Here is a 14,017-nt window from a genome sequence, read left to right on the forward strand (position 1 = left end):
ATCATGCAATTTTTTAAACGTTACCAAAGGGAGATTTCAACTTTGATTTTGGTGAGCTTACTACAGAGTTTCGTATTTGAGGTTTTTGTAGCCTATGCCAAACCCCTTCCTTTTGCTGCTTCGGCTTCTTTTTATGCGCCAATTCAATCGTTGGATGGCTCAGAAGAGTCAAGTTCGGCGAAGGGGACTCCTAAACAAGAACAAATATACGCCTTAGATCCTGCGGATTTTAGCTCCGCAGAACAGGAGGCAGAGCAAACCCAAGCAGCGACAACACTAGCCGAGGCGCCAGCGTATACTGCCCATCCCACCTCAACGAGAACCGTAGCAGGAACTACGGTTTTGTATGGCGCAGATATTCCTTATGGCGTTATTGGCGTTGATGCAACCATGCCTTATGATGATCCCGAAGACAATTTATTTAAGGTCAACCTATCCGATGCGATAGATCTTGCAGCAACTTATGTTTTGTCTTATGATTTATACGGGGCTTCAAGTGCGGCAGAAGTAGCCAAGAGCATCAATACTACCACAAGTATGGGGGGGTATGCCCAAGGCAAGAGTCCGAAGTGGACCCGCGTAGAAGAATACATTTCGGCATCAAATTTGAAGTCGGGAACGAATACGGTTTTATTTACAGCCGATATACAAGCAAAATCTCATTATATCGTTCGCAATTTACAAATTGAAAAGCGCTTAAATGCTCAAAATACACCGCGTATTCAAGTCAATGGTGTGGTACGCGATAGTTTGACGGGTAATGTCTATGTATCGGGGATTGTTCCCGCAGATCAAGGGGTGGAGTTATTCATTTCAGGTAAGCGCATTCCCCTTGCCAATCAAAGCTTTGAATATGTACAAAAAGCAGCGATAGTAAACGAAGAACCTGTAGTTGTAGAATTGAAAAAGAACGGGGACCTTTTAGCTAGCCAAGCAATTTCGCTTGAGCCCACCCAAAGCGTATCCCAACTAAAGGCGTTAACTGCGGCTTTTGATCGCCGTGATTTTGCTGTGCAAAAGACAGCGGAATCCAATGTTTTTACCGCAGGCAAGGTGGGAATCAAGGTACCATCAGGTAGTTTTAAAGAAGATTTCACCTTGTCTATCCAAGAACTTCGCTCGAGTGACTATGCCCCAACGGGGATGGCTATGGTCAATGTGACCCAGGGGAATGCTGCTTATCGCTTTTTACCCGATGGGACTCAATTTGACCAAGAAGTAGAATTGACCCTTCCCTATGATGCAAGCGCTTTACCTCGCGGGTATAGTGTCAAGGATATCCAGGTTTTTTACTTCGATACCCAAGTCAAACAATGGCAAAAAGTAAAAGTGATTGCCGTATTGGAAGACAGCAATCAAGTGGTAGCACTGACCAATCACTTTACGGATTATTTGGCAGGGGTTATTCAAGAACCTGAAAGCCCAGATAGCAGCGCCTTTGCACCAACCACTTTAAGTGGGATTCAGGCGGTTAATCCTACGAAAAATATACCGATGGTTAGCGTACCTCAGATCAATGACCGAGGAGATGCAGCGCTTCAATTTCCTTTGATACTTCCCCAAGGAAGACACGGCATGACCCCCGATATTTCGGTGAATTACAACAGTAGTTCCGACGAAGGGGATTTTGGGTTGGGTTGGAGTTTATCGGTTCCTACCATTTCTGTAGATACCCGTTGGGGGGTACCGCTGTATGACTCTGCCAAAGAAACGGAATCCTATTTATTCAATGGGGAGGAGTTGTTATTGGTTAAAGGAGATAATACCCTGTATGCACCTCATAAAGATGTATTGATGAACCGCCAGGCCAATGCTACCTTTAAAAAGATGCAACACAACCCCAATCAAGAGATTAAGCGTTTGGGTTCGGTGAACAATTATACCTGGGAGGTTTTGGATCACAGCACGGGATGGACCTATGCGTATACGACCTATTCCAAAGGAAAATGGTATCTGACTAAAGTTACCGATTTGTTTAGTAATTCTATGGAATATGGCTACAACCAAAATGCGAGTGGAGATTATCAATTGAACAATATTGTATATAATAAACACCCTTTATTAGGTACTAGAGGATCTATTCTACATGAATTTACAATTAAAATTGTCAGAAAAAACACGATAGATTCACCAGCAGGTCCTCGTCGGGATGTCAAGGTAAACAATCGTTTTGGCGTAGAAGCTAAAAGTGTGGATTTGATTGATAAGATAATAATTAGCATGGAGCCTAAAGCTTCCCAAATGGACTCAGAAGAGGGGCGTTATGTCTCTTTAGGTTATGCTTATAATGAATATAAATTTTTGTATAAGGCAGGTAAATTCGGACGAACCTTACTGTATAAAATTATCAATAGCAATAGCAATAATAGCGATTATATTGGAAATAATATGTCAACGGTTGTAGAGCAATACAATTTTGATTACCACGACGATATAGGCAGTGGTTCTTTGTTTGAGGGTAGTGGAAAAACGTACAATACCTACAAAGATTATGCGACGGATTACGATGACTTTGGGGTTTATATTTCTGCTTTAGGAGGTTCTGAAGGAAAATCGACCAATTTTAATGGCGGAGGTTCGGCGGGAATTGTGACACCTATTTTTCCCAATTCTTGGATTCCCTTTAGTTGGGCTGCCACTGTAGGGGGTAATTTTGGCGGAGGTTCTTCCAATGCAGAAACCAAAGTAATGATGGCGGATATCGATGGCGATGGTTTACCCGATAAGGTTTTTAAAGATGGAAAGAAATTTTACTACCGCAAGAATTTAGGTACTAAGTTTTCATTTGATGTCTATCCAATTAAAGATTTGCCCAATTTGAATTATTCTAGAGGAGAAAGTAGTGATAAGGGGTTTAGTGTCAATATCATGGTGGGTAATTTCACGCGTTCTAACGCAAAGAGTTCATCCAAAACAAGTACCTATATGGCCGATGTCAATGCGGATGGTTTGTTGGATGTGGTAGATAACGAACGCGTTTATTTTGGGTATATTGACCCTCAAACCAAAGCGCCCTCTTATAGTTTAGACAGTTCAATTACTCCGGTTATTATACTGAAAGAAGAAGATGTCGCCCCTATTTTAAATCCGATTCCCCAGGTCGATATGACTAATGGGCCTATGGATGTGGTTATGGTATGGCGTGCGCCAAAACCAGGACAGGTAAAAGTAACAGGAATCATTGCTAAGCAGCACATCGCCTTAGAAAGCGGGGTTAAATTTTCCATTGAAAAATTGCACGAATCCGATATGGGCTATGCGAGTTTTGTTTTAGGTCCTAACTTGATGTTATCCACCAGTGAAAGCCACAATCATACCCTGAGTGTAGTGAAAGGAGATCTGCTTTTTTTCCGTGTGCATACCAATCAAATTCCCTTAGCCGAACTTGGGGTTAGTTGGAATCCCAAAGTAGAATATACAGGCGTAAACCCTGATCCTATTCAAACCAATTCTCGACATTCATCGAGTTATCGAGAAAGTTTTATTGTAGGTACTAACCAAGAGCATACCTTTAATAAAAAGGGAAAATACCGTTTGGAATGGCCGAGTTTTAGTGTTTTTGATGATGATCGGGTAACGATTCGGGTTTCTTATTTTAAAAAAGGAACTACGGCAGGAGGTAATGTACCAGCCACGGGAAACAATGTTGTGATTTATGAACAAACGAGTGGCATTTTAACAACATCGACTTTTGCTTCGCCCAATCGAAACCTCGATATGAGTGCAATCACTTCGGTTCCTAGTAGTTTTCAATATGTAAAAGTGGAAGTACAAAGTGATTCTGAGATTGATTGGAAAGATATTGATAACAAGTTTAAACCTAAACTGGTTTCTTTAGATCCAGAGAATCCCGATGTGTATTTAACGCCCTATTATACCAATTACAGTAAAGTACACACCAGTAATATCCCTTTGCAATATACCGCAATAGGACCCCGTGTTACAGTAAACATAAACAATACGTTTTCTCTTGCTGCTTGTACAGAAGCTGTGTGTAGAGATCGCTATGTGTATTTAGTAGCCCGTTATGATAATGGAAGTATAATTCCATTAGTTAGCAATAGCAATCCAGATGAGGCTAGAGGGTATGTGAAGTTCCGTTATAAGTTTAACGCAGCGGGAGCTATTATCCAAAAACAGCGTTTGAATGCGAATTATACCTATGAGAATTTAGGCAATTCTTATTCGTTTACGTTAAGTCCCCGTATTGGAGAGAAATATTTCTTTGAATACTATACCACAGAACATGGCATAGGAGAATTAATGGATACGTATCAACAGCAAGTGACTAGTCCTCCACCAGCTTTAATTAAAGTTACCTCGAGTGGAAATCCATCGACCTATATGGCGGGGGTTGATGCGAGTGGAAGAGTAAAGGCCAATGTGTATACTTCGGAGTCTACCACGGCTTGGGGTCCTATGTTTAGAAACTGGGGGCAATTTGCTTATAAAGGCGCAGAAGTTGCGCAAACGTATCGACCGATTGTCGGAAAGAATATACACCCTTTTGGCAATGCAACAAGTTCTGGAGATACAGTAGGGGATATTGTTAGCGATCCCAATCTCACCTTAGATCAGGTGGAGCAGGATATGGATGAACTAGAGCGTTTGGGAGGGAATATATCGGAGTATTTCGCGATGTTACTGCCCAATAAAAAGACCAACCGTTGGGAGAACCATGAACATTTATATGTTTCGGCTACAGGCATTAGTCCTTATACGCGCTTTTTAACGGATGATATTCCCGATTTGCGGCCACCGACGGTACCCGTTGGCAACTATGGAGCTGCGGGAATTAATAAATATTCATACGTCAAAAATAACAGTACAAATAAATCCTTAGGTTTTGGACCAATTAATATGGGGAATACTAAATCAGATGGATCGAGTGAGCTCTTGAATGAGTTTATGGATATCAATGGGGATGGATTCCCCGATATTATTGGTGAACGCATTCAGTTGACCGCCAAACGCGGCGGACTATCTAGTCGCATAGTAGAAGCGGATTTTACGATAAAAACGGGTATTAGAGGTACAGGAGCTTTACTAGGTGGAGGTTACGTAGGAATACGCAGTGGAGCATCTTCAGGGGGGTCTACTCCTTCTGCCAATTCAGGTGCAGCTAAGACTCCAAATTTAAATTTAGTTGTCGGAAATCAAGGGAGTGCATCTGCTAGTGGCAGTCGATTTAGTACCACCAATACCACCAATCGCTTTTATGTGGATATCAATGGTGATGGTTTAATCGATATTGTTCAAAGTGACGGTAAAGTACTGTTAAATTACGGAGGCACTTTTAGAGAGAGTCCCCTTTGGCGCGGTTTGCCCTTCCAACAAAGTATAACCGAGACCAAGAGCGGTGGAGGTAATGGAGGGTTTTCAGCAATCTCCAATATGGATATATCCTTCGGCTTAAGTCTTTCTGCCAGTTCGTCGAGAGATCAAATCACCTACTTGGATTTAAACGGTGATGGTTTACCTGAAAAAGTGGTTGATGGTCGATATTATATCAATACAGGAACTGGTTTTGAAGCTGGGGGATATGCTGTTCCAGGACATCAAATCCAAAAATCTACTGAAGGTGGGATTAATGGCAATGTAACCATATGTGTGTACTTTCCACTGCCTATTATTGCAACAGGGCCTAAATTCTGTTTTTCAGTTGGACTAGCCGAAGGGCGAAATGTTTCTAGTGAAGAAGGCCGTTATATGGATTTCGATGGGGATGGGTATATGGATTATGTGACCTCATCGAGAAATGAGAGTATTACGGTATATAAATCGCGTATTAAGCGCACCAATTTACTAAAAACGGTAACCCAAACCACTGGAGCTACGATTAGTTTGGATTACGATATCGCTAATCCCATCGACAAATCAGTTATTGGATCGACTTATAAGATGCCGTATAAGAAATGGACTTTAACCCAAGTATCGGTTTACGATGGTTTTGCAGGAGATGGCGAAAATACAACTAAGTATGCCTATGAATATTTCAATGGATACAAAGACCGCAAGGAGCGCAACTTCTTGGGCTTTGGCAAGACCAAAGCACACGTATTAAATGCGGAGGGAGTTCCGTATCGCACCAGTGTAATCGAATATATCCAAGAGGCAATGAAAGACAATGAGCTATATCAACCCGGTACAAGCTCTAGTTTAAAACAATACCTCTATAAAAAAGGTTTACCTAAAAAGACGTATAGCCTAGATAAAAGACAACGCCTTTTAAGTGAAACCACCTATGAATACAAATTCTATGACAGTCGTTTAGTTACCGCAGATATCAATACGGCTACAACTTCGAGTGCCGAAGTAAGTGTATTTACAGAGAAATTGTCCGTATTGCCTTTAGTTACTAGTATGCAAACCAAAAACTGGACGTATCAAGCCGAAACGGGGACGGATGCTTTGCTTAACCAAACCCAGCAAAAGTTTACTCTGTATGACAAAAGGGGGAACGTTAAAAAATACCAAGATGTAGATCGTGGACTGACGATGGATATTGCCTATAATTTAGGGGTTAAAACCTTGCCGATTAGCCATCGAGTTGCTTTAACCGCTGGCAATCAACAATTGAGATTGACTAAGGCAGTGGTAACGCCGAATGGGATGAGATATGAGGGAGTAAGCCAATATTTGAGTAGTATAGAATTTACAACTATTAAATATGAATATGATGTTTTAGGAAATATAATAAAGAAAATATTACCTGGAGGATTTACCTATACTTATGACTATGGCGTTTATATACATGCTTCGGGACCAGGAAGTGAATATACAGGAGATTATTTTAAAGTAGTACCTGCCAGAATTAAAGATCCTTTTGGCAATGTAACTCGAAATTTAATGAGTGTTTTTGGACAACCTGTCTTAGTAAGAGATGTATATGGTGAAGAAATTCGCTATAAATACGATGCGTTTAATCGTTTATTAGAAGTAAAAGGACCCTATGAAACCGATTGGACGATTCGAAATAAATATATCAACAATAGAAAATCGCTAACCCAACACAATTTGGGGGATGGGAATATTTTACATACCAGTATGCTTACCGATGGTTTAGGGCGAGTGATTCAGGTAAAAAAACAATTGGAAAATGAAATGGACAACCGCGCTTGTCCTGAAAATACACCTGCCATGCGCTTGGCTGTATCGGGTAAAAATGTATACGATGAATTTAGCCGTGTCGTTGAAAATTATTTATCCGAAGAAGAGGTACACTGTTATCCTTTGCAACAAGGACAAACGTTAGAATCTATTATGACAGCCTATTACCCAACAACCGATTTGGATGAGCGCAAGATTTTGACCAGTTATGACAATCAGGATCGCGTTCTGGAGCAGCGAATTTTTGGAATCAATGCGACTACGAAAAATAGCTACGGATTTGAAGGGAATTTCATTACACAAAAAGTCATTTTACCAGAAGGCAATACGACGATTAGCTATTTTGACAAGTTTGGTCAAACTGCCAAACAAAGTCAATTGGGTGACGGACAAACCCTTTCAACCACTTTTGTTTACGACCCGTTAGGACAAGTTAAACAAGTAACCAATGCGGCGAATCACTTCACCAAGTACGACTATGATTTGTTGGGTAGAGTGACCAAAAAAGAAGCTTCGGCTTCGGGGATTACCACGTTTAAATACGATGATATAGGACAGCTGATCCAAAAGAAAGACGGCAATGGTTTAATTACTGATTACAAGTATGATTTTAACCGTTTGATCAATCTATATGGTTTTCAGATTGATGCTAGTTTTAAATATGAGCAAGAAGGACGTTTAATTTTTATGGAGGATCAAACAGGCTCTCACAGTTTTAAATATGGCAAATTGGGCGAGGTAATAGAGGATACTAAAAAAATTAAAGATATTCAAGGAAATTTCCGCTATTTTAAAACCAAATACAAATACGATTCCTGGGGTCGAATCTTAGAGCTTATTTATCCTGATACGGAAAAAATACTCTATAGATACAATGAAGTTGGGCAATTAAAATCAATTCGCAATGCAGTAGGCTATTCTTATTTGACGGATGTGAAGTACAATTACTTTGACCAGCCGTATTACATTAAATATGGCAATAAAGTAGAGTTGAAACAAGAATTTGATTTCACTGAGCGATTGCGTGCGGCCGAATTGGGATTAACGATTTCTTTTGATCCCTTAGAGCGCAGTATTTATGCTAGAAATGTATATAGTTACGATAAGAACAACAATATTACTCAGATGCGCAATGATTTTAGCCAACATGAAAACCTTCGGGTAGGTGGAACATCCATTAAGGGGTTTAGTTATGATGGTTTTAATCGATTGAGTAGCTCAGAAGGTGTCTGGGAAGGGCGTTTGGAGCAGCATAGTTATAGTTTGACGATGAAGTACAACAAAGATCATTCCATTGCAGAGAAAAAACAAAAACACCAAGTCTATAATCGCAATGAGAATCAGTACTATTTTACCGAAAATGCATTAAACAAGGACTATAAATATGGGGATTCCAGTGTACCAAGAGTAACACTTATCAGTGGAAAGGATGCGTATGGCACTTCTTTTTATCAAGATTTTCAATATATGCCCAATGGAAATATAGAGGCAATTAAGGCATCAGCAAATATTAAAAATGCGATTGCCTATAGTAATCGTACGTTTAAATGGGATGCGAATAATAATATTACTGCGATTATAGAGGATGATGGGAGGCTCACTAGTGCTTATTTGTATGATGGAAAAGGAGAACGCGTGATTAAGCGCATAGGCGGAGCTAATAGCTTAAGCATTAATGGCGGAGCTTCTCTAAATGGTATGTATGGAGCTGATGAAGTGTTGTATCCAAGTGGGAATTTAGTTTACAATGATAAATATTATACCAAGCATTATTACGCCAATGCCAAGCGTATTGCTTCTCGTATTTCAAATTCTGAGAGTACGTTGAATTTTAAGTATGAGGATTATAATACAGGACTAGTTTCGCCCCATGTCACGACGGTACCAAGAGCGAATGCAAAGGCTAGTTATACAACAAGAGGATTGGAGGATGCAGCAGTTCCAGGCAGTGGTAGGGATATCACTTTTCCAGGAGGATTAACTATATCTCAAACTTCCCAAACGATTTGTAAAAATCAAGTAGACTTTTTACTAAATTCGCTTTATAATACGCCAGAAAAGTTGCATTGTAGGCAACAGATCTTAGCTATTATAGAAAGCAGCAAGGTCTATTTAAAAGCATGTAAAAGACCAGGATCCAGTCCATTGATTTGCCTAGAATATGAAACGGTTGTCATTATCGATTATTGCGGTGTTTTAGAACAAATTAATGCCAAGGGCTGTGTGAAATTCACAGAAGATGGTTTGGTTATTGATCCAGAAACAGGTTATATTTACGATCCAGAAACAGGAATCCCGCTTGATCCAATCACGCGCGAACCGATTGATTTAGGAACAGGAGGTACAGGAACAGAAGAGGAGAATGAAGAGAAGCGTTTAGAGTTGGATTGTTACAATCGATTTATTAATTTTATAGAGTACTTTAAATACAAGGCAGATAAACCAGCGGAATACGATGAATTGATGAAATATATGATTTGTTTCGAAGTCAAGTGCGATGAATGCCTTTTATTACCAGGGACTAGTTTTACTGAAAAAGGATGTGTAATCTCTTTCTGTGATTTAAATATACCTGATTTTGAAGAGGAAGAGGAAGTAAATCCTAGGCCAGAGCCCTATTTTCCACCGGTTATTTTACCACCTGGTATTGAGGATGGATGGGAAGATACGCCTCCAGTAAGTGTTCCAAGTGAGGATGATCCCTTGGCAGAACGAGGTCCGATTTGGTGGTATCATAGCGACCATTTGGGTAGCACGTCGTATATTACTGACATAATGGGTAAACCGGTTCAATACATTGAGTATTTACCGTTTGGGGAGGTAATGGTGGAGCAGAGTACCAACAACATATTGGAGAACGTGTATAAGTTTAATGCAAAGGAATTGGATTCGAGTACAGGCTACTACTATTATGGAGCGAGGTATTATGATCCAGGAGCGAGTATATTTTTGAGTGTGGACCCGTTGGCGGAACAATTCCCGGGATGGAATCCATACCATTATGTACACAATAACCCGATTAATTTGATTGATCCGACGGGGATGAGTGCACAGGAACCTGGAGATCCTGTAAAACAACCAGAACTAGGAAATATTATGAATACAGTATTATCCGAAATGGGAACCGTATTAGAGACGATTATTATAGATGCAAAGCGTGGAGCTGATAAGTTGTCTTCGGATTGGGAGAAGAATAAAGAGAAATCGGGGTATAACCATTTTAGGAAAGGTATTCAAAATTGGAAATTAGAAGGAATGAGTTTTACAATGGAAGGAGGAAAATCTTCTCCTTTAGAACCGCCAAAAGGAAGTAGGTTTACGCCATGGGTTGATATGACGGTGTTTATGATTTTTGCCATGGATGTATTTGGGCCTGAAACAGTGTTGCCTGGAGTTGCACCTGATGGGAGTAATACTTTTGCGCCCAAAGCAAATAATCAACCACTTTCGCCACAACCAATTGTACCTGTTGTACCTACTTTGGATAAAGTTACTATGAAACGAATTGATTATCATGCAACTAAGCCTTTTAGAGATAATGGATCTACCTTTCATACTCCAGTACCAAGAGATACTACAGTAAATAGGCAAGATGCTCCAATTGTCAAAGAATTAAATACAAGAGATTCTTTAAATGGAATAAAAATGAGAGATTATTATAATAGAAGATAAACAATGAGAAAATTTAGTTTAATAGTTTTAATAGGAATATTATTTTATAATTGTGAAGGTCGGGTTAAAAATACTGATTCAAACCAGAATAAAATTCATTTGGATGAAAATAGAATTGTTTATGATATAGATTTTCCAGATACAGTATATTCTAAAGAAGATAATTATGGTTTAGTTAGTTACAAAAGCCATTATGATTCTATCATAACTAATTTTGGAGTTAAGGATACTAATAGATATGCACGTTTGATAATAACCACTACAAATAATATAGATTATGATTACGATTATTTAAAAAGTATTGTGAAAGATACATTTGGTGCATATGATAATAGATTAATTTACTTCATGCTTAAATTTGAAAAATCAGGCGTATTTTATATGGACGGGGTTATAAATGATTTAGTATTAATAGATTTGCATAAAAAAAATGAAGAGGGAATAGATCAAATTCGATGGTTAGAAGATGAAGTAAGAGTAACAAAAAAAGTAGTTGTAATCGACAAAGAATAAATTTAATAATACCCCAACCTTCCAAAACGGATCGTTGGGGTTTTGTTATTTAGGGGGGGGATTGTTTAGTGGATAATTGGTGATGTGTGAAGAGAAATCGAAACGGAGTGGAGATTCATCGAACACCAAAACAGATGTAAACGTAGTGAGGTAAATGAGTTAAGGGAGAATTGTCAGAGTAGTCCATACTACACTACAAAAGAAACACCTCTATTGGGTATGTGTGATGAGAAATGGGAAATGGGTGGATTGTCGGATTAGTCAATTGTGCAATACAAAAGAAACACCCTATCACCGTTACACTATTAAAAAAGGCTTCGACTGTTCAACGACAATGGTAGAAGTGTTTCAAAAGATAAAGTACAGCCTAAGACTACAAAAAAGCAACAGTGGTGTAGTAAAAGTAGTAGTTGGGGTTTAGTCATTTACTTCTCTTTGTTCAGTATGACAAAAGGGGTGATGCATTTTTAGTGCTATAATAGCAAAGAATTCCAACGTACAATGTAATATAAAAGCGTATAACTGTAGTAAAGAGATATTGCCATATTTTGGAGCAAATCAATGCTAAAGGCTGTGTAAAATTCACAGAAGATGGTTTGGTTATTGATCCAGAAACAGGTTATATTTACGATCCAGTAACAGGAATCCCGCTTGATCCAATCCCGCGCGAACCGATTGATTTAGGAACAGGAGGTACAGGAACAGAAGAGGAGAATGAAGAGAAGCGTTTAGAGTTGGATTGTTACAATCGATTTATTAATTTTATAGAGTACTTTAAATACAAGGCAGATAAACCAGCGGAATACGATGAATTGATGAAATATATGATTTGTTTCGAAGTCAAGTGCGATGAATGCCTTTTATTACCAGGGACTAGTTTTACTGAAAAAGGATGTGTAATCTCTTTCTGTGATTTAAATATACCTGATTTTGAAGAGGAAGAGGAAGTAAATCCTAGGCCAGAGCCCTATTTTCCACCGGTTATTTTACCACCTGGTATTGAGGATGGATGGGAAGATACGCCTCCAGTAAGTGTTCCAAGTGAGGATGATCCCTTGGCAGAACGAGGTCCGATTTGGTGGTATCATAGCGACCATTTAGGAAGTACGTCGTATATTACTGACATAATGGGTAAACCAGTACAGTACATTGAGTATTTACCGTTTGGAGAGGTAATGGTAGAGCAGAGCACCAACAACATTTTGGAAAATGTGTATAAGTTTAATGCCAAAGAGTTGGATTCGAGTACAGGCTATTACTATTATGGAGCGAGGTATTATGATCCAGGAGCGAGTATATTTTTGAGTGTGGACCCGTTGGCGGAACAATTTCCTGCTTGGAATCCGTACCATTATGTACACAATAATCCGATTAATTTGATTGATCCAACGGGGATGAGTGCTGATCCACCTGAAAAAGGTAATTTTCAAAATGGAGATGTCCATACAGATAGGGCAGGCAGTTGGACTTATAATAATGGGATATGGAATGATAATTCAGGAGGGGGAAATAATTTTATCGAAGAATTAGTAGTGCCTAAGGAAACGTTAGGTAAAATTACTCAGGATGGAGTTATGGTTTGGGGCACAGGAGCAGATCCTATGGATAGTGCGATAGGAAGAGACAGAGGACAGGGCAATATAGAAGTTGGAGGAGGAGATATCAATCCGTTTTATGAATTGCTGAACAAAGTATTGAGCTTTTTTAAAGATGAAACGATTAAAGTTAATACATCTGAAGATTCTGCTAAAATTTTGCCAATGTCAACTGAGTCAAAAAACATCAATGTAAGTAGGTCTGTTTATTCTGTGGTTAAAGGAGATGCTTATAATAAAGATAGAATACACAGAGCAGTAAAAGATACAGTAATTGGTGAGGGAAATGAGAATGTTATTAAGCAGTTAAATAAGAGGGATTCGATACGTATGAATAATAGAATTAGATAAAATGAAAATATTTAAGATAACCTTATATAGTATTATATTTTTATTTTTTTTAGGTTGTAAAAAAATAGAAAATGATAGAGTAAATAAAGAATATGAGACTTATAAAATTAAAAATTTTATAGATTATCAAATAAAATTTCCTGACACAGTATATGTTGGTATTTTCTATGAGGGTGAAATTAATTATGTTAGTAATTTCGATTCTATAATAGAAAAATTTGGAGATGAGAGGAAAAATCGATATGTTTTTGCTAGTTTATTGGTTGCTAAAAATTTAGAGGATGATATTGTTCGTTTGAAAACAGTTGTTACTGATACATTTGGAGCAATAGATAATAGATTAATACCAATTTATGATATTTCTTTCCCTACCAAAGGAAATTATTACATCGATGGTATCATTAATGATGCTGTTTTTATTGATTTAAATAGAAAAGATGAGAATGGAGAAAATTTAATTCGATGGTTAGAAGATGAAGTAAGAGTAACAAAAAAAGTCGTCGTAATCGACAAAGAATAAAAAACACTACCCCAACCTTCCAATCGGATCGTTGGGGTTTGTTATTTAAGGGGGGATTGTTTAGTGGATAATTGGTGATGGGTGAAGAGAAATCAAAACGCAGTGAAGATTCATCGAACACCAAAACAGATGTAAACGTAGTGAGGTAAATGAGTTAAGGGAGAATTGTCAGAGTAGTCCATACCACACTACAAAAGAAACACCTCTATTGGGTATGTGTGAAGATAAATCGAAACGGAGTGGAGATTCATCAAAC

Annotated in this window: 4 protein-coding genes; all 4 read left to right on the forward strand. The window is 38.5% G+C overall.

What is annotated here, in order from left to right; genetic code table 11:
• Nucleotides 1-3: 3 nt before the first annotated feature.
• The 4 genes from ACMHJ2_RS05585 (at nucleotide 4) to ACMHJ2_RS05600 (ending at nucleotide 13,761) form a co-directional block, all read left to right on the forward strand.
• Complete coding sequence (locus ACMHJ2_RS05585; protein ID WP_413511976.1) at nucleotides 4-10,782, forward strand: RHS repeat-associated core domain-containing protein; 10,779 nt, start codon at nucleotides 4-6, stop codon at nucleotides 10,780-10,782.
• Between the two features lie 3 nt (nucleotides 10,783-10,785).
• Complete coding sequence (locus ACMHJ2_RS05590) at nucleotides 10,786-11,295, forward strand: hypothetical protein (RefSeq protein WP_413511977.1); 510 nt, start codon at nucleotides 10,786-10,788, stop codon at nucleotides 11,293-11,295.
• Nucleotides 11,296-11,843: 548 nt separating this feature from the next.
• Complete coding sequence (locus ACMHJ2_RS05595; protein ID WP_413511978.1) at nucleotides 11,844-13,241, forward strand: RHS repeat-associated core domain-containing protein; 1,398 nt, start codon at nucleotides 11,844-11,846, stop codon at nucleotides 13,239-13,241.
• Nucleotide 13,242: 1 nt separating this feature from the next.
• Nucleotides 13,243-13,761 (forward strand): hypothetical protein, encoded by a 519-nt coding sequence (locus ACMHJ2_RS05600; protein WP_413511979.1) that lies wholly within the window; start codon nucleotides 13,243-13,245, stop codon nucleotides 13,759-13,761.
• Nucleotides 13,762-14,017: the final 256 nt, after the last annotated feature.

The organism is Myroides odoratus (genome assembly GCF_965118575.1).
In the GTDB taxonomy this organism is placed as follows: Bacteria; Bacteroidota; Bacteroidia; order Flavobacteriales; family Flavobacteriaceae; genus Flavobacterium; species Flavobacterium odoratum_B.